Below are 20936 nucleotides of genomic sequence, written 5' to 3'. Positions count from 1 at the left end.
TCATTCGTAACGGTTTTTGTTGTTAGTTGGGAATAAAGTTTTATTAAGAAATGCTGCTCAATCAACAAATACAAAAACCTTATTTTGAAAACAACATTTGCGGCTTTTTGGTGTATGTTCAGATGTTTATTAGATTGATTTTGCATGCTTAAATAAACTCCTATAGTTAAAAGAAATTATAACCGTAAAAGATAGTTACCAGTATACTTTTTATTTAAATAAAATATCATTGATATACAAGCCAATCCTAACGTAATGTATGTAATAAGAAAAACTCGTGGTTCTGGATTATATCTGTATTCTATTTGTCCCATTGTAGCAATAATAATCCCTAAAATAATATGGATTTTCCCTACTTTTTTTTAGATAAATCGGCAATTTACCTTTAGAAATAGTTTGTGTCGCAATGTGTGAAACAAATAAGTTAGGTTCTATTGAGTAATGCTGTACGATACCTTTCACTACAAAATAAATACCCAAAAATAATTGTGCAAATATAACCTTCACCCTCTCAGTTCATTCAATATTCACTTATTTCATTATACACGTACAGTCGTTTAATTTTGTGTAATTAAACGATTGCATTTTGAAGTGCTTGTTGCACTAAAGCACCTGTTAATTGAATAAGAAACGGATTTCTAATTCTACGATTAATGCAAAAAACGTGTTAATTAATGGCTCTAAGTTACGATTCCGAACATAAAAAAGTTCAGTTATTTGTTCAAGCAACCTCTATTCGGTGATTTATATTTTGTCCAGGTTTATAAAGGAATTGGCGGGTTTTCATTGAAAAAACATGCGCAAATGTCCAGATTTATAAACGAATACCCCCTTCCACTCTAGGAATGCTTGTTACAGTATAATCTTAATACAACAACAAAACACGTTACCTATTGTAAAAAATATTATGAATTTTATGTAAATCCCCTAGATCCAATTCTCTTTGAAATCCTCAATATATTTCCTAATATTTGTAGGCATTTTGCCTGTTACTTTTTCATAATCATGCTTAATTCCTTTTGCAAGGCCAAGCTTTGTTGGCATATGAACACCCACGACAACATTTACGAATCCTTCATCTTCACCTATTTTCCTCATATATTCCTTGAATTCTTTGACTGATGGGTTCGTGTATTCAATTTTCACTCCAAGAACTTCAGTCATTATTCTTGCAACATCAAAAAAGCCAAGAGCTTCATTCCCTGTAATGGCATAGATTTGGTTTTTATGCTTTACTTCATCAACCAATGATAAAGCAGAGATTTCAGCAAGGTCTCTAGTGTCAACAAAGCTTGTTTTCCCTTTACCTGCTGGAACAAAGATACGTTGTCTTTCTTTGATTTCCTTACAAAGAAAATCATTTAAATTTTGCATAAAATACCCCGCCCGAACGAATGTATAAGGTATCTTATAGCTTTTTATTAGCTTTTCCATTTTGTAATGATGGATAAATGGCATGAATTGTACGTCTTTTAACGATAAATAAGTAATGTGTTTAATGTCTTTATCCTTTGCTTTTTCTAAAAAAATATCAAATTGAAGATTTTCACCAGGTGGATACATTAAAAAAATACGATCAATATTTTCAAGAGCTCCATCGAATGTACTTGAATCCGAAAAATCAAGACTCACATATTCATATGCATCACCAAACTTAGCTTTAGCTCTTTCAACATTTCGAACCCCACATGCCATTGGAATAGCTCTATTCTTTAAATAATTAGCAACCTGTAATCCAACTTTTCCCGTAAAACCTGTTACTAAAACCTTCATCATATATCCCCCTTGTTGCTATAACTATCGATTCGATCTGAAATTTTATTTAACATATGGATTATCTTTAATAGCTCTTCTTCAGAAAAATCATGCAAAATGTATTGATACAATTCAACATGCTCTTTTTTCTTATCTTGTACAAGTTTTTTTCCTTTCTCAGACAGAACTAACGTGACAACTCTTCGATCTGTTTTACTTCGATATCTTTCAATTAAACCTAAGTCTTCAAGCTTATCAGCAATACCTGTTGCAGCACCTGATGTCACACCAAAATGCTCTGAAATTTCACTTATTCTAATTTCCCCCTTATTTTGAAGCATAAAAAGAAAAATCATTAAGCTATGAGTAACCTCTCCTTCATCTCTAGGCTTCATAATCGAAACACTCACTTCACTTGCTCTTTTTAATGAAGTTAATAAACTTTCAAAGATGTTCAAAACATAGACCTCCTTTTCAAAATATCTTAGTAACTAAGATACTATATATAAAAGTATATTAATAATTAAGATAATATTCAAATTGTAACAGTAGATAATTAGGACTGTACCTTCCAACGCGAGAGACAACATACATTATGAGAATTTAATATGTAGTTATAAAAAAGTCTACCTCATAAAGTCAGGCCGACTTTTTTAAAGAGATGGTAGAGGAGCTCACCAGTTCAATCTTATTTGAAGTGACTTGGAACATTTTCATGTTTATTCCCAAAATAGGGTTTGGAGACATTCTGAAAGTAAAAATCTCTCGAATACAGAAGGAATTAGAATTTTAAAGCGTAAAATAATTTATATTACTTTACGCTTTAAAACCATTGGAAATAAATAGCTACTTGAATGAAATTACTTTATATGGTAAATTTTACTTAGTTATCTAACTAACTAAGTATTGGAGGATGAAAAATTGGCCAAAGCTAATGTTATAAGTAAGAATGATTTAATTAAATATGCAAAGGAGTGTTTAGCTACTAACGGAATAGAAAAGTTTACTTTAAGGTCAGTCGCTGAGATGGCAGGCGTAACGCAAGGAACAATCTATTATCATTTTAGAACGAAGGAACAGTTGTTATTAGCTATTGTTCAGGATATTAGTAAAAATTCTTGGGCTGAAATTTCACAAAAGAGCAATCAATATATTATAAGTGAAGCAATTGAATCTGCTAAAAACCGTTGTTCGTATGATTCTTATTTTCATAAATTATTTAGTGCTTTACTTGTTTCAAGTTTTAATAATGAAAAAATGAGAATACAATTAGGGGAAATTGTTTCAAATGAAAACAATACTTTGACTCAAAATTTATCAAAATTCTGGTCGAAATCACCGATAGACGGTGTTTCTCTTGAAACATGGGGTATTCTCTTAACCGCGATTGTAGATGGATTAGCATTACAAGCACTATTACAAAAAGATTTCCCGGTAGAAAAAACATACGAAGAAGTTGAACAACTATTTAAAGGCCTTAGTAATTTACTTTACGAGAAGGATGAGTAATGAAAGGATATTTATTTACAACTTTATCAGAAATTCTGGTGTGGTTTTTTGCAACAATGTTTTCCGTATTTCTCGGAGATGGAGTCTTCTTTAGTCCAGGGACTACTCTAACTATGGAATGAGTCTTTTGCTATTAATAACTGGAACAGGATGCTTATTATGGGGTGCTTCATATTTTTATTTATTTTTTTGACAAGTCAAAAATGCAACAATAAATTTCAGAATAGTATGAACTATAGCAGGCTTATCATTGGATACATTCTCTTTGTCTAATCACAATTTAATTTCCTCTAAATTAGATGATTCACAGGTTATTGGATTACAGCCTGGATGTCCTTTGCATATGCCTTATATTTATATATACCTACAATGATACATCATTCAAAAAATAGTCGATTGATTTAATGGGGGAATATTACATGGAGAAAAAAACAGTGCTCATCACAGGAGCCAGTGAAGGTATTGGATTTGAAATAGCGAAACAATTTGCAAATAAAAAATATCCACTTATACTTGTTGCAAGAAATGAAGAAAAATTAGCATATGCTTCTGCTCAATTAAGTCCTTATACTGAAATTTTAACAATTTCTACAGATTTAACAAAACATAATGCAGCAAAACATTTATATGATTTACTCTACTCACAAAACATAAAAGTTGATATTCTCGTAAATAATGCCGGAATTGGTTTAGAAGGAGCGTTTCAAACGTTATCTTTAGAAAAGCAAATCCAAATGATTCAATTAAACATCAATGCCTTGACAGAACTGACACATTATTTTGTGCAAGGGATGGTAGAACGTCAATATGGTCGAATAATAAATCTATCTTCTATTTCTGGACCAATCCCAACAGCTCAAATGGCAGTTTACAGTGGTACTAAAGCATTTGTATTAAACTTTTCACAAGCTCTTCATACAGAACTAAAAAAACATGGTAATATCGTTGTTACAGCAGTTTGTCCTGGTCCTACAAAAACGGACTTTACAATAACAGGATCTATGAATAGTCTTGGTAAAATGACAAATATAATTGGAGTCTCTGCAAAAAGTGTAGCAATTGCCACTGTCAAATGTATAAAACAAAAGAAACGAGTAATTATACCTAATACTCGATATAAAGCCTTGCTATCATTAGCTAAATTAACACCTACAAACTATATTCAAATAATCATGCATAAACTAATGAAAGGTTAGACAACAAAAAAAGTTTACTATATAGGTAGCATCAGAAATTTAGATTTACATCGTCCACCCAAACCTCGCTTTTGGGACTTTTTTATTCAACTAACGGTAGCAGTTTACTTAAATAATTTATATGAGTTATTGTGATAATATCAGGTAGTAAAGAAAGTAGTAATACAGATATCACAGTTCGAGGAGAGGAATGGATGAAATTATTAAAGAACCCTGTTTTTTGGCTTTGGTTATTTGTGATAACGGGTATGGTGGGTGCTTACTTCACAAGGTAAATGCTTATTGCGCTAAAGGGGGCTTTTGTGTAACAAGCATTGATAAAATATACAAAACAAACCTAATAAACGTTCCCCAATGAAAGTTTGGAACTACACAAAAAAATACGATTGTGTATTGTAAAATCAACGTTTTGTGGCTTTTCTTTATACATACTTTTATACAGGGTGTACAAACACTTGATACATCAATATTTATACGATTATGGCTTGCGGTCTAATGTGCATAAAATGATGTATATTTCTTAGCGTTGTGAATCCGCATTTTTCTGGGGCTACCTCAACATGGGGAATCACTCATATTTCAGCCTACTTTATCCAAGATTCATCTATAGATCGAGCTTCTGATTTACTACATGCTATTATTGTACTTGTGTTGTCGGCCATTTGTTTTAGTATAGATTATTTTATCGTTCATTCAGAGAATAAGTTAAACGAAAGTAGGACGTAGTATATATGAAATACATTTTTATACATGGACTTGGACAAAATTCAGCCAGTTGGAATCAAACGATTTCTTATTTATCGGAACACCGCTATATAAATTGCCCTGATTTATCTACCATACTTAATGATAAAGAGGTTACTTACAATAACCTGTATAACAGCTTTGTAGAATACTGTGAAGGCATGGACGAGCCGTTGAATTTATGCGGATTGTCATTAGGTGGAATCTTAGCGTTAAATTATGCAATAGATTATCCAGAAAAAGTAGGATCTTTAGTATTGATTGGCACACAGTATGTAATGCCTAAGTTACTATTAAAATTACAGAATATCATCTTCCGCTTTATGCCAAAGACTTCTTTTGAGAAAATCGGATTCAAGAAGAAAGACTTTTTTAAGTTAACCGATTCAATGGTAGATTTGAATTTCAGTAAAAATTTAATCGATATTTCTTGTGTCACCTTGATTGTTTGTGGTAAGAAAGACCGTGCAAATAGAAATGCCTCAAAAGGTTTAGTGGGACGTATTCCAGAAGCAGAACTTCGGTTTATAGCTAATGCAGGACATGAAGTAAATATACAAGCTCCGCGAGTATTAGCAGAAACACTAGAAATCTTCTATGGAAAACATCATTTGTAAATCGTGATAATATCATCAACCTAACATTCCGAGAATGAAAGGTTTATAAATTTCAGCATAGCCTTCAACACACAGCATTCATGACACAACAAAAAAGAATTCATACTCGTATGGAATAAATTTGGATACATATTTACAAAAAAAGCTATAAAACCCGTTAAGATTTTATAGCTTTTTATCTATTATTTGGTTAATTTCACTCGTTGCAGGCGGAGTGCATTGAGTACAACGGAAACAGAGCTAAATGCCATCGCAGCTCCAGCTACCCAAGGTGCCAACAGTCCAATCGCTGCAATGGGAATGCCTAATGTATTGTAAGCAAATGCCCAGAAAAGATTTTGTTTAATATTTGTCATCGTTTTATGACTCATTAAAATGGCATCTGCAATGCTATTTAGATCACCACGAATTAACGTAATATCAGCGGCTTCCATCGCAACATCCGTTCCTGTACCGATTGCCATCCCAATATCCGCAACGGCTAAAGCTGGTGCATCATTGACCCCGTCGCCGACCATCGCTACTTTTTTTCCTGCTGCTTGCAATTTTTTAATTTCAGCAGCTTTTCCTTCTGGTAATACTTCTGCAATGACCTCGGTAATCCCAACTTGCCTTGCGATTGCTTGTGCTGTTCGTTCGTTATCCCCTGTCATCATAATCACATTAACATGCATATCAAGGAGTCGCTTAATCGCGGCTTCAGAAGTTGTTTTCACGGTATCGGCCACTGCTACCATTCCAGCATATTGCCCGTTAAATGCCGCAAGCATTACTGTTTTTCCTTCTGCTTCTAATGATTCCATATTTGATAAAACAGGCGCAATGTCGATATGATGTTGTGCCATTAGTTTGCGTGTTCCTACTAAAATGTCTGTCCCTTTTACGGTTGCACGGATGCCGTAACCTGGAATCGCTTCAAACTGGTCAACAGCAATAAGTGATATATTTCGCTCCTTCGCACCATGTACAATCGCTTCCGCTAACGGATGCTCGGATTGCTTCTCCGCTGATGCAATGAGTGTAAGGAAAGTTATCTCATCTAACGTGCTGGCTACTGTCACATCGGTTAATGCTGGTTTGCCGTTTGTTACGGTCCCTGTTTTATCGACGACAACCGTGTCAATATGATGCGTCCGCTCTAAATGTTCGCCACCTTTAAATAAGATCCCTAACTCGGCAGCACGGCCTGAACCAGCCATAATGGAAGTGGGCGTGGCTAAACCTAATGCACAAGGGCAAGCAATGACTAATACAGAAATGAGCGCTTCAAGTGCGGGTGTAAATTCACCTGGCGTCACAAACATAAACCAAACTAAAAATGTAATGAGCGCAATACCGATCACAATTGGCACAAAAACCCCTGAGATTTTATCAGCTAAACGTTGAATAGGCGCTTTTGAACCTTGCGCGTCTTCTACTACCTTAATAATTTGTGCTAACGCCGTATCTCGCCCGACTTTTATTGCTTTCATTTGAATAAAGCCGTTTTTATTGATTGTGGAACCAAATAATTGGTCTCCCTTTTGCTTATCAACAGGGATGCTCTCCCCTGTTAGCATCGATTCATCAATTGTTGTATAGCCTTCGATTAACTCTCCATCAACAGGAATTTTCTCCCCTGGTTTCACGAGAATAACATCCCCAACAATCACTTCTTCAAGTGGTATTTCAAGTTCCTTTCCATCACGAACGACAACCGCTGTTTTCGCCTGTAAGCCCATTAGTTTTTTTATTGCTTCTGACGAACGTCCTTTCGCTTTTGCTTCGAATAATTTCCCTAGCAAAATAAGCGTAATTAAAACGGCACTCGTCTCAAAGTATAACTGCGCATGATGATCCGAGAATTTGATTGCCTGATAAACGCTATAAAAGTAAGCAGCGGATGTACCCATCACAACGAGGACATCCATATTTGCACTTTTATTGCGCAATGCTTTGTAGGCACTTACATAAAAATGGCGACCGATAATAAATTGAACGGGTGTTGCAAGCGCAAATTGTACCCAAGGATTCATTAAAATGTCCGGCACATAGAGAAATGAAGTAAAGGAAAAATGCCCGACCATCGTCCATAAAAGCGGTAAAGACAGGATAGCCGAAAAAATAAATTTTCGTGTTTGCTTCTGAATAGCCTGTTCCCGATGATCCGTCGTTTCTTGTTCATCTACCTTCAGTTGTGCACCGTATCCTAGTTTTTCGACTCGTTGAATAATATCTGAAGCGGTAAGTTCGGAAGGATTAAATTCAACGGTTGCTTGTTCGAGTGCTAAGTTTACATTGGCAACGGTAACACCTGCTAATTTATTTAACCCTTTTTCAATCCTTGAAGAACAAGCAGCACAGGTCATACCTGTAATCGTAAACTCTTTTCTTTCTTTCACTACCTCGTAACCGAGTGCTTGAATTTTTTCTTCGAATACCTTTTCGTCTATCTGTTGTGGATTGTATTGAATAACGGATTTTTCAAGTGCTAAATTAACACTCGCCTTTTCCACACCTGGAAGTTTATTCAGCCCTTTCTCAATTCGTGTTGCACAAGCGGCACAGGTCATACCGGAAATTTGAAGTGTTTTTTCTTTTTTTTGCTCACTCACTACATGTCACACCTCTCACTCATACCTGCATAGGGTATGTTTGTTTGTAAAGAGAAGAGTGCGTAAATACGCACTCTCTCTCATTTATTATTCCACTACATCGTAGCCTTGATCATCGATTGTTTCTTTAATTTGATCCAGTGTAACTGTTGCTTCGTCAAATGTAACATCTACTTTCTTATCTTCTAGATGTACTTTTACTTCTGTTACTCCTGCTAATTCTCCTACGCTATTTTCCACTGCTTTTACACAATGGCCACAAGACATGCCGTGTACGTTTAATGTAACTGTTTGCATATTTCTTGACTCCTTTTGCTATTTTCTCATTAATTTTTGGATGGTTACTAATAACTCATCCATAATTTCCTCGTCCCCATCCGCTAAGCGGTCGACCACACAGCCTTTTAAATGTCCTTCGAGTAGCACTTTCGCTACGCTATTTAAAGCAGATTGCGTGGCGGAAAGTTGTGTAATGATATCATCACAATACACATCTTTTTCAATCATCCCTTTTATGCCGCGAATTTGCCCTTCCACACGGTTGAGACGATTCATTAAATCTTTTTTCACATGCTCAGGATGATGACTTTTTCGACAAGTGTCTTCACAATGATCCATGCAATACCTCCTTTTATGTTTACAAGGTACCTATATGGGGTATGTAAATCATAGCTCTTTGTTTTTTATTTGTCAACTTTTTGGATTGTTTTTCAAAAGTGAAAAAAGATAAGTTACCCTATTTGTTCCGCTGTTATACCCTTTTAATCATCTTTAAAAATAAAAAGCACCCTATTTCTAGGATGCTTCATATACTTTATTGTTTGGCAACGGCTACACGAACTAGTTTGCCATCTCCTACTGTATCTATACGGAGTGAACCGTTTGAGTAGCGGTCTGTACGTGAAAGGTTGACAATTTGAATTTCCTCTTGCACGCCCTTTTCCGTTTCTAGAACAATTGTATCCGATACTTTTACCACGACAATCGCATATACACGGTGTGGGTTCGTTTTTAGTTCCTTCAACGTCACAACGCCGCGCTTTGCCCGATTGCTCAGTTCAATTTCTGCGACATTCATACGTTTCACAGCACCACGCTGCGTTACGATGACGATATCTTGCTCTGCACCAGGGTTTAACACATTCGCTGCAGCAAGGTATTCCCCTTCTTTTAGCTGCATGCCTTTTACACCCGCCGTTCTTACGCCGGTTACAGGCAATTCTTCCATCACAAAGCGAATGCTATAGCTTGTATTCGATGTGAGTAATAGCTCTTGAGTTGATGTCACAAGCTCGGCAGTAATGACTTCATCGTCCCCTTTTAAGTTCATCGTCTTAATCGGTTTCGAATAACGTGTGACAGCATAATCCGCAAGTGGCGAGCGTTTAATTTGCCCTTCCCTCGTCGCTGTAAATACAAACATATCTTCTAGTTCAAACTTCTCAATCCCAATCACAGACACAATATGTTCTTCCGTATCAATTGGTACGATACTTGAAATATGCTGACCAAGATCTTTCCATCGGATATCTGGTAATTCATGCACCGGTTGATAAATATAGTTCCCTTTACTTGTGAATAATAGTAAATGATGCTGTGTATTCAACGTTTCTTCGTATAGTAAGAAGTCTGATTCCTTCATCGCAAAATCTTTACCGTTAGATGCCGCATAGGAACGTTGGCTTGTTCGCTTGACATAGCCGTCCTTCGTCACTGTCACGATGACTTCTTCACTTGGTACAAGCACATCAAGCGTCACTTTAATCTCTTCAATTTCCGCTTGAATTTGTGAACGACGTGGCTCATTAAAACGCTTTTTAATATCGGTTAGCTCAGCCTTAATGACTCGTATTAGCTTTTTCTCGTCATTTAAAATAGCAGTTAATTGATCAATCAGCTTTGTGAGCTCACTTTGTTCTTTTTGCAGCTCTGTAATATCGGTATTCGTTAAACGGTACAGTTGCAAGCTGACAATCGCTTCCGCTTGTACTTCCGTAAAGTCAAACTTTGCAATTAAATTATTTTTCGCATCTCGTTTATCGAGCGATCCGCGGATTGTTGCAATCACTTCGTCTAAAATGGATAGCGCCTTCATGAGACCTTCTACAATATGTAAACGGTCCTTCGCCTTGAGTAAATCGTATTCCGAACGCTTTGTCACCACTTCTTTTTGGTGTGCAATATACGCATCTAACATGAGTGGTAATGTCATCATCGTTGGACGACGATTATGAATGGCAATCATATTAAAATTATATGTGACTTGTAAATCTGTCGTTTTATATAAGTAATTTAAAATCCCTTGTGATGGAATATCTTTTTTCATTTCGATGACGATACGTAGTCCATTACGATCTGATTCATCACGCACTTCGGAAATGCCTTCTAAACGCTTGTCCATCCGTTGTTCGTCGATTTTTTTGATTAAATTCGCTTTGTTGACGTCATACGGCAGCTCCGTTACAACAATTTGTTCTTTACTGCCTTTAATCGCTTCAATGTCTGCTTTCGCACGAACGATAATTTTCCCGCGCCCTGTTTCGTATGCTTTCTTAATGCCGTCTACCCCTTGGATAATACCACCTGTTGGGAAATCTGGCCCTTTAATGACCGTCATTAATTCATCTACAGTAGCAGTTGGATGATCCAGGCGCATTAATACCGCATCTAAGCTTTCCGTTAAGTTATGTGGTGGAATATCCGTTGCATAACCAGCCGAAATCCCCGTTGAACCATTTACTAATAAATTCGGGAAACGTGCTGGTAACACAGTTGGTTCCACGTCTTGATCATCAAAGTTTGGGACGAACTCTACTGTTCGCTTGCCAATATCACGCAGCATTTCCCCGGCAATCGCTGACAGACGTGCTTCCGTATAACGCATCGCTGCTGCTGGGTCTCCATCGACAGAACCGTTATTTCCGTGCATTTCAATGAGCATATGACGCGCTTTCCAGTCTTGGCTCATACGTACCATCGCTTCATAAACAGATGAGTCACCGTGCGGATGGTAATTACCAATAACGTTCCCGACTGTTTTAGCTGATTTACGGAACGGCTTATCATGTGTATTGTTATCGTTATACATCGCATACAAAATACGGCGTTGTACTGGTTTTAGACCGTCGCGTGCATCAGGCAACGCGCGGTCTTGAATAATATATTTCGAATAGCGACCAAAACGGTCACCCATAATTTCTTCTAACGGTAAATCTTGAAAACGTTCTGTTGCCATTATACTTCCTCCTCGTGAATGAACTCGTTATCTAGGATATTGAGGTCTTCTTCCATACCGAAGTTCACATTCGTCTCTATCCATTTACGACGAGGCTCTACTTTATCGCCCATTAATGTGGAAACACGACGTTCCGCACGCGCGGCATCGTCAATTGTTACCCGGATTAATGTACGTGTTTCAGGGTTCATCGTTGTATCCCATAACTGATCGGCGTTCATCTCACCAAGCCCTTTATAGCGCTGAATGACATAGCCCTTGCCGACTTTTTTCATCGCTTGCTGTAGCCCACTTTCTGTCCAAGCGTATTCAATGACTTCTTTCTTGCCTGCCCCTTTAGATACTTTATACAGTGGCGGCAGTGCAATAAATACTTTCCCCGCTTCAACGAGTGGACGCATATAACGATAGAAGAACGTCAGTAGTAAGACTTGAATATGTGCACCATCTGTATCGGCATCGGTCATAATGACTACTTTATCGTATGCAGTATCTGCCACATTAAAGTCCGATCCAACACCCGCACCAATTGCATGAATAATCGTTGCAATCTCTTCATTTTTCATAATATCTTGTAGCTTCGCTTTTTCCGTATTAATCACTTTCCCGCGCAGTGGCAAAATCGCTTGGAAACTGCGGTCACGTCCTTGTTTGGCTGAACCACCGGCAGAATCTCCCTCTACCAGATATAATTCATTTTTGGCCGCATTTTTGGACTGAGCCGGTGTTAATTTACCTGATAACAGCGTACTACTCTTTTTATTTTTCTTGCCGTGTCGCGCATCTTCACGTGCCTTCCGTGCAGCTTCACGTGCTTGTTGAGCGCGAATCGCTTTACGCACTAAAGAAGAGGATAATTCAGCATTTTCCTCCAGTACATATAAAAGCTGCTCCGATACAACCGTATCCACAGCAGAACGGGCTTCACTTGTACCGAGCTTTCCTTTTGTTTGTCCTTCAAACTGCAGTAAATGCTCCGGGATACGAACAGAGATGATGGCAGATAAACCTTCGCGAATATCTGTCCCTTCCAGATTTTTATCCTTTTCTTTGAGTAACCCAATTTTCCGTGCATATTCATTAAACACACGTGTCATGGCCGCTTTTGCACCTGTTTCATGTGTGCCGCCGTCTCGTGTGCGTACATTGTTGACGAATGAAAGAATCGTTTCAGAGTAGCCATCATTAAACTGGAAGGCAAACTCTACTTCAATTTCTTGCTGTGACCCTTCGACATATTGAACCGGATGTAGCACGTCTTTTTCCTCATTTAAATAAGCGACAAATGCTTCAATACCACTTTCATAATGGAAAATATCAGACGTACCCTCACCGCGCTCATCAATCAGCTCTATTTTCAGCCCTTTTAACAGGAAAGCGGATTCACGAAGACGCTCAGCTAATGTATCATAATTAAATTTCGTTACGGAGAAGATTTCTTTATCTGGTAAGAAATGAACAAGTGTGCCTGTTTCTTTCGTTTTTCCAATTGTGTCAAGCGATGTAACAGGCTTTCCTCCCTGCTCAAAACGTTGACGGTGAATAATACCATCGCGATAAATTGTGACTTCCAAAAATGATGAAAGGGCATTGACAACGGATGAACCTACACCATGTAAGCCGCCACTTGTTTTATAGCCACCTTGGCCAAACTTCCCTCCAGCATGTAATACTGTAAAGATGATTTCTGGCGTAGGTTTACCCATTTTATGCATTCCTGTAGGCATACCTCGTCCGAAGTCACGTACACTCATACTATTATCTTCATGAATTTTGACGATGATATGTGAACCAAACCCAGCAAGTGCTTCATCAACCGCATTATCCACTATCTCATACACTAGATGATGAAGACCGCGCCCGTCTGTAGAACCGATATACATCCCTGGTCGTTTACGAACAGCTTCTAATCCTTCTAATACTTGAATGGCATCGTCATTATAGGCGATCCCTTGTTGCTTATTTACCAAATCAATTCCCCTCCAAAACCAAACAAACGTTCTATCGCTACTAATCGTACTTGGAATAGTAGGCGCTGTCAATATTTCCAACAAGCGCAATTAGACATTTATTGTATCATCATCTCTGTCCCAATAAAAGTTCATGCACTATTGAAATTCATGAAATAGGGGCATATTTCCTTCTTTTTTTAAAAAATAATGACAAAAATATACCCTTTTTCCTATGTGAAATGGATTTCTTTCTACTAATGATGCTTCATTCCATGGTAGGATATCTTTATATATGATAAATTCCACTTTCTAATTGAATGAAAAACGTGTAAAATACTTAATACAACCTATTAGTACCAACTAATAATTTTTTTACTATTGAAAGGAGCACAACCGCATGCTAAATGCACTTATTATTCTTTGTGCTTATTTAATTGGTTCCATTCCATCTGGATTATGGGTCGGAAAAGCTTTTTATAAAACGGATATTCGTGAACACGGTAGCGGAAATTTAGGAGCAACCAATACATTCCGCACACTTGGGAAAAAAGCAGGGATTGCTGTCACTATTATTGATGTGTTAAAAGGAACAGCAGCCGTATTATTGCCACTTCTCCCCTATTTTCAGGAGACAAGCATTCACCCACTTATTTTAGGTGTTGTCGCGGTAATTGGTCATATGTTCCCGATTTTTGCAAGCTTCCGTGGTGGAAAAGCAGTGGCAACAAGTGCAGGCTTATTATTAGGTTATACTTGGCCGTTATTTATCGTTTTATTCTGCACTTTCTTGTTGGCATTAAAATTAACAAAAATGGTCAGTCTCACATCGATCATTGCAGCGACTGTAGCACTTATTTATAGCATCGTTTACGGATTTGTCAGTGGTGAATGGGAATTAAGCATTTTAATCGCTTGTTTATTTACGTTTATTGTTTACCGTCACCGTGAAAATATTAAACGAATCAAAAATGGCACAGAACCAAAAGTCAAATGGATTTAAGCTCTCTACTCGAGAGCTTTTTTATTTTCATTCGTTTAATTTACTTGCATAATAAACAACGAGGTGATGAAATTGAAAATTGTCATAACAGAAGATGCATTTATATGGTTTCAAGAAGAAATGGAAGTCGAACAAGGTGACTATATTCGCTTTTATGCACGGTATGGTGGTTCCTCCCCGTTCCATGAAGGATTTTCACTTGGTATGAATCGTGAGTTACCACATGAAATCGGTGTGGAAACGGACGTAAGCGGTGTCCATTTTTATATTGAAAAAGCTGATGAATGGTTCTTTAATGAGCATGATTTATATGTATCATTGAATAAACAGTTAGATGAATTAGCCTATGAATACAAACTTGCTACGAATTTGTAGCAAGTTTTTTTATACTTATTTTTTCGCTTTCAAACAAAACCTATAGACGAAATGGACTATATTTATGTTATATTGGAAAGGATTGTTTAGAAAGGAGTACTTATGCAATTTAATACATTAAACAAAAAGTTAGTCGCTGTATTTTTATCTGTCACTCTCATTGCATTAGGAATGACCGTTACCATTTTATTTTTCACTTCTGCAAATAGTTTAAATGCCATGAGTGAAAGTCAGCAAATAGAAGTGGAACAGACAGTGAAAACACATTTCGAAGCGACAGCAAATAAACTTTTAACTCTTTCCGCGCTATACGCAGAAGATGAAGCGGTGTTAAATGCTTTTGCTTCAGGGGATCGCACACAAATTCAACAAACATTAATCCCTATGTATGAGCGTTTACAAACGGAACATGGCATAACGGTTTTTGAAGTGGGCGATCAAAACGGAATCGTGATGCTGCGCGGGCATAATCCAGAGAAATACGGTGACGATAAAAGTAATTTACCTGCGATTCAGTCTACATTAACGGGTCAATCGACTGCTGGCTTTGAATTTGGTAGTAGCGGATTATCTGTTCGAGCATTTATGCCACTTGTTCACGATGATCAAATCATCGGGACACTCCAAACAGGCTTGGATGATACTTTTGTAAAAGAACTGCAGGAATTACTACCGAATACTACGATTAATTTATATAACGAAGAACAGACAATTGTTGTATCTTCCGAAGAACAACATCTCGGTCAAACATTACAAAACAATACAATAGTCCCTTCTATTCAAAACGGTGAACTTGTACGTATGCACAATGACTCAATGATTGAAACGTATATGCCGATGTACGATCCAACAAATACGAACATTATTGGTATGATACATATTAGTCAAGACACTTCAGTGATTGCAGATACGAAAAAACAAATTTTTATCGTAGCAACCATTTTATTAATTGTCACAACGATTGTCGTTGTGGTTATTTCTATTTTATTTAGTCGCTCGATTTCCAATCCGGTGAAAGCCGTTTCTAAACAAATGACTATATTAGCAACAGGTGACTTACGAAATCACCTAACGCTCAAAAAGCAAGAGGATGAAGTGGGCGATTTAATCGAAAGCATACAACACTTCCAACATAGCTTAAAACAGACGCTTACCGAAGTAGCAACAACGGCGACAGAAGTATCTTCTTATAGCGACGAATTATCTTCCGCATCAAAAGAAGTAGCTACAGGGGCTACACAAATAGCCAACACGATGGAAGAACTCGCAGCGGGAACAGAAAACCAAATTCATGCAACAACGGAATTATCGACGATTATGAATGACTATGCTTGGAAACTACAAGATACAAGTAACCATGCAAATGAATTGCAGCAAGGGACTGCTGAAGTTGTCGCTTTAGCAGATGAAGGACGAACACTCATCACCCATTCGAACGAACAAATGCAGTCCATTTATCAAATTGTCGAAGATTCGATGGAGAAAATGAAAAAACTAGACGACCAAGCACAAGATATTTCTTCCTTTGTCTCTATCATTAAAGCTGTAGCTGATCAAACAAATTTGTTGGCGCTCAATGCATCGATCGAAGCGGCGCGTGCTGGTGAACACGGAAAAGGCTTTGCTGTCGTAGCAGAAGAAGTGCGGAAATTAGCAGAACAAGTAGCAAGTTCCGTAGATGAAATTACAACGATTGTCCAAACGATTCAACAAGATTCCAAAAACGTCAATACGTCCTTAGCTACTGGATTTAGCAAAGTACAAGAAGGATCCGCTCAATTACAAAAAACGACAGAAACATTTATATCTATTAACGAAGCGATGCAACAAGTAGCGAATCATGTAATGCGTATGATGCAAAATGTCCAGGGCATGGCGGAAGAAGGACAAGAAATCAATGCGTCTATTGAAGAAATCAATGCCATTACACAAGAGGCATCAGCTGGTGTTCAAGAAACAGCGGCAACAGCAGTCCAATCCAGTACATTAATTAAAGAAGTATCAAGAGGAACAGAGCAACTAGCTACTCTTGCTACAGAACTAGATGCATTAGTCAAACAATATAAACTATAGCCATTACCATTAAACATACAAATAAGATAGCATTATGAAAGCGCAATAATCCTAACAATATAAGGGTTATTGCGCTTCTATTTGTTACTAAAGTTCCTTCTCTAAATCTGTTAATAAATTCAAAACAATTTCGGAATATTTCTCTAATTCTTCAAAAGCTTTCTCTATTCCTATAGGATCATGCATTTCAAAACATTTCACTGCCAGTTGAGCACTTTGATGTACTTGCATATGCGGTTGTTCCAAGTCTTTAAATGCTTTTTTGCTTTTCACATGCTCAGGTAAATCTCCGTAATACCATTTCCCTAGCCTACATTCTTTATGAGAAATCGTTTCTTTTGAGTCGATCGTCCCTATGCCTAAAATTAAGTTATACACTCGCCATTTCCATAGCAAATGATCCGTTTTCGCCACTTTTAAAATATCTTTTGACGTTAGTTTCACATTAATATTTAAAAATTTCTTGCGGTACGTATCCATTTTATTACTAATTTCAAAAAATGTTTTTGCTGTTCGTTTTGATATTTCTTGTGATTCCACACTATTATCGTAAATACTCGCATTTCTCGAAGCGATGTCCACAATCGTAGCCGTTTGCTCTTCACTCATCGCTGCTATTTGGGAGGTTGATTCATTAATTCCTTTCATCATTTCAACGATACTGATTAATGCTTCACTTGCACTTTCCGCCCCTACAACACTCTTTTCAACTAATTTTTCCGTTTGGCCAATCCCTTCAATGACTTCTAAAGAGACATTTTGCAATGACTCCATATTAGCAATGATCTTCACAATTTGTTCCTTCGTATGCTCCGACAGCTTTCTCACCTCTGAAGCAACTACTGAAAAACCACGCCCATGCTCTCCTGCACGAGCCGCTTCAATCGATGCGTTTAGCGCTAATAAATTGGTTTGATCCGCGATTTCTTTAATGATTCTCACAATATCCTGTGTATAGTCAATTTCTTGATTCAGTTGTTCCACATTCTTTACAATTTTTCCATATACATGACCGACTCGCCTTATATCTTCCATCGTTTCATCTACAACTTTCCCGCTTTCTTCCGCTGAATGAACCGCCTCATCTGTTCCTTCTGCTACTTCAACTGCATAATTTGCTACCCCCTGTATAGAAGCACTCATTTCTTCAGTTGCGGCAGTTACACTATGGGTCTCATCTATCTTTTTCTGCATGTTTGAAAGCAGTTGTTTGATTGTATCTAAACTCATCATCTCATTTAACATGTCAGATACTTCGTTTAAAAAGTATTTAAACGTATTTTCCATATATACTTCAACGATTAATTGTTTGTCATAGGCTGCTAGCTTTTGTACAGCAACCACGCATTCTATCATACGCTGAGGATGACGGTGTAGTTTTTCCATTAAAATTGTAGTCATTATCTGCATCAATAAATCATGTGCAGCGACAAAATTTTCTGCTGTCAAATTGATTCGACTATTGTACTCCCCTATTTTTATTCGCGTCACGATATAATGCTGATCGACTTCCGCTTCTAAAAATTGATCGATATATTGTTCGATTTTCTCTCTCAGACGATCGACTGTGGCGTGTTGCGCAATCAGTTGATTAAATATATGTTCAGATTGTATTCTTCCGTAAAATTTATCGATTATTTCCTTTTTAAAAGGAGCTAATATATTCGCTGATTGTTTTACCCTATTAAGCGTTTCTTGGTCAACACCTAAGAACGATAAGCGCTCCTTCGCTCGCTCCCCCACTTTAGGTAAGTCTGTTTCTGAAGCATTTACATATTGATCCCATTTGTTAGATTTATTTATGAAGAAGACCATTTTTCCCCACCTTTACATAATATTATTTTTTTACTTGCATACATACATTCCATTTCGTATTTCTATTCGGTTAGTAGACTTGAAGTTGTTCTGGAATTAGGTATTTTTAACTATAAATAATTAGAAGTTCCAAGGGTCTTTTCGTATAGTAATAAGGAGTGCAAAAAAACCAACATAATCCCCTATAGTAGCGATATGAAGGTGTTTCACTACTAGCTTACATCCATTCAATCACCTACATAAAACGGTGTTCATCACTTCAACCATTTTACTCTATTATAGTTATATATAACTAAAAATCAACATTTATTCTTATTTTTATAAAAATTAAAGAGGATAAAGAATCAATGTATGAGGTTTTCATTTAGGAATATAGATTTTTAATGAGATAACATCTTTTCTATCAGCGTGATTTTTTTAGTGGAATGTTTGATAAAGGGGTTTGCTCGTTGATTGAAATGTATTTCCAATAGGGGTAAATGCGGATTGATAACGCTAAGAAATATAAACCATTTTATGCATATTAAAAGGCAAGCCATAATCGTGTATATATCGATGTATCCAGTATTTGCGCTTCCTACATAAAAAGCTGTATAAATAATGTTCATAGGAAAAGCCACGAAACCGTTGATTTCACAAGGATTCGTAGCTTTTTTGGTGTAGTTCCAAACTTTGATTTCGGAACGTTATCTTGTATGGATTTGTATAAACATATAAGTTTTTCTGAATTAATTAAATTGAATTTTGTTGCATTCAAAAGAGTAATTGTTTGTAAGTTCGTTGTTAATGTCTAAAGTAGGTACCCCATTATTTTGATAGCATTTGTTTGTCAAAGAATTGATTTCCTTGTTATTGATATAACTAGCAGAAGCTACCAATATAGAACTGGTAAATATAATTCCTGTAAATACTAATGTAAAGGAAAGAATCAGTTTACTATTTTTCAACATAGTCACCCCCGTTTATAAAAGTATAACTGAATTTGCAAATATAAAGTTACCAAAGCGTCGTTGGGAATATTTTTTTTACTTACCGTTGTAAATCCGCATAAATCTGACGGACTCCATTTACATCTTTGATATTCCATAGCTAAAAATACAAAGTAATAAACTGATAATACTTCATTGTGTAATCTGACTTATTTCATAATAAAAGGTTGCGTTTCCCGATTGTTGAACACAAGTTAAACAATACTATTTCCAAAGCGTCGTTCGGGGATATTTCTTTACTTCCCGTTATAAATCCACATAAATCTGACGCCCCACCAATATAGCGTGTTGAAGAATAAAGTCTTTATTTTGGGAATTAGCAGAAAAAAGCGGTTTCCCCCCTTCTTTCGCTATAATAATGTGTGGCATCTTAGAATCATTTGTACAACAGAGAAATAGAGGGATACGATGGAAAGACATATTTATTGGCGCAGTGCATTTTTTTTACTGGGGATACTTCTATTATCATTTGGCATAACATTAACGATTAAAGCGAAATCGCTGGGGGTTGGCTCTTGGGATGTACTCCATATCGGGCTGGCAGATACGTTCGGTTTAACGATTGGGACATGGTCGATTATCATTGGTTTAATCATTTTAACGATTGACTCCGTGTTTATGAAACGATTACCGAAAATCGGGACATTTTTAGATATGTTTTTAGCTGGTATTTTCATTGATATTTTCAATGCCATGTTACCGACGCTAAACGGGTTCTTCCCGCAATTAATTGCTTTTTGTATCGGTCTATTACTGCTTGGCTTCGGTTGTGGCATGTATATTGTAGCAAACTTAGGGATTGGCCCACGTGATGCATTAATGTTACTCCTCTCACATAAGCTTGGCTGGAGTGTCGGTCGAGCTCGTACGACGATGGAAATCATAGTAGCGATTACAGGCTTCTTACTTGGTGGTCCGATTGGAATCGGCACGATCATTATGTCTTTTGGACTCGGTCCGATTGTGCAATGGGCACTGAAAGTAAACGAAAAGTTATTTTACGCTGCAACTGGTACGGAAAGCTCTGTTTATAACTAATTAGTTAAACTAGGTGAAAATCTACATCCCCTGTTATAATGCAA

15 protein-coding genes are annotated in these 20936 nt (G+C 36.9%); 7 read left to right on the top strand and 8 right to left on the bottom strand.

All coding sequences use genetic code 11. From position 1 onward, the window contains the following. Positions 1-927: 927 nt before the first annotated feature. Positions 928-1773, bottom strand: coding sequence for an SDR family oxidoreductase (locus AAGS61_RS09900; protein ID WP_391370850.1), 846 nt, complete (start codon positions 1771-1773; stop codon positions 928-930). After that, positions 1773-2213: a MarR family winged helix-turn-helix transcriptional regulator gene (locus AAGS61_RS09895; RefSeq protein ID WP_391370848.1), complete on the bottom strand. Its 441-nt coding sequence runs from the start codon at positions 2211-2213 to the stop codon at positions 1773-1775. The genes AAGS61_RS09900 and AAGS61_RS09895 overlap by 1 nt, the downstream gene beginning before the upstream one ends. 463 nt (positions 2214-2676) lie before the next feature. Between AAGS61_RS09895 and AAGS61_RS09890 the strand changes: the two genes are divergently transcribed. The 3 genes from AAGS61_RS09890 to AAGS61_RS09880 all read left to right on the top strand — a co-directional run bounded on the left by AAGS61_RS09890 (position 2677) and on the right by AAGS61_RS09880 (position 5821). Further along, entirely contained in the window at positions 2677-3264 is a 588-nt protein-coding gene (locus AAGS61_RS09890) for a TetR/AcrR family transcriptional regulator (protein ID WP_391370846.1), read from the top strand. Between the two features lie 419 nt (positions 3265-3683). After that, the gene (locus AAGS61_RS09885) at positions 3684-4460 is read left to right on the top strand and encodes an SDR family NAD(P)-dependent oxidoreductase (RefSeq protein WP_391370843.1); all 777 of its coding nucleotides are present in this window, start codon (positions 3684-3686) and stop codon (positions 4458-4460) included. Between the two features lie 731 nt (positions 4461-5191). Then, positions 5192-5821 (top strand): alpha/beta fold hydrolase, encoded by a 630-nt coding sequence (locus AAGS61_RS09880; RefSeq protein ID WP_391370840.1) that lies wholly within the window; start codon positions 5192-5194, stop codon positions 5819-5821. Between the two features lie 182 nt (positions 5822-6003). Here AAGS61_RS09880 and AAGS61_RS09875 read toward each other — a convergent pair whose 3' ends face one another. The 5 genes from AAGS61_RS09875 to parE all read right to left on the bottom strand — a co-directional run bounded on the left by AAGS61_RS09875 (position 6004) and on the right by parE (position 13620). Then, complete coding sequence (locus AAGS61_RS09875) at positions 6004-8415, bottom strand: heavy metal translocating P-type ATPase (RefSeq protein ID WP_391370837.1); 2412 nt, start codon at positions 8413-8415, stop codon at positions 6004-6006. 87 nt (positions 8416-8502) lie between these two features. Next, a complete protein-coding gene (copZ, locus tag AAGS61_RS09870; RefSeq protein ID WP_391370835.1) occupies positions 8503-8712 on the bottom strand; it encodes a copper chaperone CopZ in 210 nt (69 codons plus the stop codon). Between the two features lie 18 nt (positions 8713-8730). Then, positions 8731-9033 carry a metal-sensitive transcriptional regulator gene (locus tag AAGS61_RS09865; RefSeq protein ID WP_391370832.1) on the bottom strand — a complete coding sequence of 101 codons (303 nt, stop codon included), beginning with the start codon at positions 9031-9033 and terminating at the stop codon, positions 8731-8733. Between the two features lie 196 nt (positions 9034-9229). Further along, entirely contained in the window at positions 9230-11653 is a 2424-nt protein-coding gene (gene parC, locus AAGS61_RS09860) for a DNA topoisomerase IV subunit A (RefSeq protein ID WP_391371151.1), read from the bottom strand. Further along, complete coding sequence (gene parE / locus AAGS61_RS09855; RefSeq protein WP_391370830.1) at positions 11650-13620, bottom strand: DNA topoisomerase IV subunit B; 1971 nt, start codon at positions 13618-13620, stop codon at positions 11650-11652. The genes parC and parE overlap by 4 nt, the downstream gene beginning before the upstream one ends. 379 nt (positions 13621-13999) lie before the next feature. Between parE and plsY the strand changes: the two genes are divergently transcribed. From plsY to AAGS61_RS09840, 3 genes are all read left to right on the top strand, one after another. Next, positions 14000-14602: a glycerol-3-phosphate 1-O-acyltransferase PlsY gene (plsY, locus tag AAGS61_RS09850; protein WP_391370827.1), complete on the top strand. Its 603-nt coding sequence runs from the start codon at positions 14000-14002 to the stop codon at positions 14600-14602. A 72-nt stretch (positions 14603-14674) separates the two neighbouring features. Further along, the gene (locus tag AAGS61_RS09845; protein WP_391370824.1) at positions 14675-14977 is read left to right on the top strand and encodes a HesB/YadR/YfhF family protein; all 303 of its coding nucleotides are present in this window, start codon (positions 14675-14677) and stop codon (positions 14975-14977) included. Positions 14978-15079: 102 nt separating this feature from the next. Continuing rightward, a complete protein-coding gene (locus AAGS61_RS09840) occupies positions 15080-17050 on the top strand; it encodes a methyl-accepting chemotaxis protein (RefSeq protein WP_391370821.1) in 1971 nt (656 codons plus the stop codon). Between the two features lie 87 nt (positions 17051-17137). Here the strand turns inward: AAGS61_RS09840 and AAGS61_RS09835 are convergent, their stop codons facing one another. Next, positions 17138-18865: a methyl-accepting chemotaxis protein gene (locus AAGS61_RS09835; RefSeq protein WP_391370818.1), complete on the bottom strand. Its 1728-nt coding sequence runs from the start codon at positions 18863-18865 to the stop codon at positions 17138-17140. A 1397-nt stretch (positions 18866-20262) separates the two neighbouring features. On the opposite strand from AAGS61_RS09835, the gene AAGS61_RS09830 reads away from it, so the two are divergent. Then, complete coding sequence (locus tag AAGS61_RS09830) at positions 20263-20892, top strand: YczE/YyaS/YitT family protein (protein ID WP_391370815.1); 630 nt, start codon at positions 20263-20265, stop codon at positions 20890-20892. Positions 20893-20936 lie beyond the last annotated feature (44 nt).

It is taken from the genome of Lysinibacillus sp. KU-BSD001 (assembly GCF_042920265.1).
Classification (GTDB): Bacteria; Bacillota; Bacilli; order Bacillales_A; family Planococcaceae; genus Lysinibacillus_B.
The sequence above is the reverse complement of the archived record's forward strand: the minus strand, read 5'-3'. Positions and strand labels throughout refer to the sequence as shown.

What these genes read in the sequence shown, in the direction of transcription:
- AAGS61_RS09840 (WP_391370821.1), top strand. Translation starts at nt 15,080, where the DNA reads ATGCAATTTAATACATTAAACAAAAAGTTAGTCGCTGTATTTTTATCT.
- copZ (WP_391370835.1), bottom strand. Translation starts at nt 8,712, where the DNA reads ATGCAAACAGTTACATTAAACGTACACGGCATGTCTTGTGGCCATTGT.
- AAGS61_RS09900 (WP_391370850.1), bottom strand. Translation starts at nt 1,773, where the DNA reads ATGAAGGTTTTAGTAACAGGTTTTACGGGAAAAGTTGGATTACAGGTT.
- AAGS61_RS09885 (WP_391370843.1), top strand. Translation starts at nt 3,684, where the DNA reads ATGGAGAAAAAAACAGTGCTCATCACAGGAGCCAGTGAAGGTATTGGA.
- plsY (WP_391370827.1), top strand. Translation starts at nt 14,000, where the DNA reads ATGCTAAATGCACTTATTATTCTTTGTGCTTATTTAATTGGTTCCATT.
- AAGS61_RS09880 (WP_391370840.1), top strand. Translation starts at nt 5,192, where the DNA reads ATGAAATACATTTTTATACATGGACTTGGACAAAATTCAGCCAGTTGG.
- AAGS61_RS09830 (WP_391370815.1), top strand. Translation starts at nt 20,263, where the DNA reads ATGGAAAGACATATTTATTGGCGCAGTGCATTTTTTTTACTGGGGATA.
- AAGS61_RS09865 (WP_391370832.1), bottom strand. Translation starts at nt 9,033, where the DNA reads ATGGATCATTGTGAAGACACTTGTCGAAAAAGTCATCATCCTGAGCAT.
- AAGS61_RS09835 (WP_391370818.1), bottom strand. Translation starts at nt 18,865, where the DNA reads ATGGTCTTCTTCATAAATAAATCTAACAAATGGGATCAATATGTAAAT.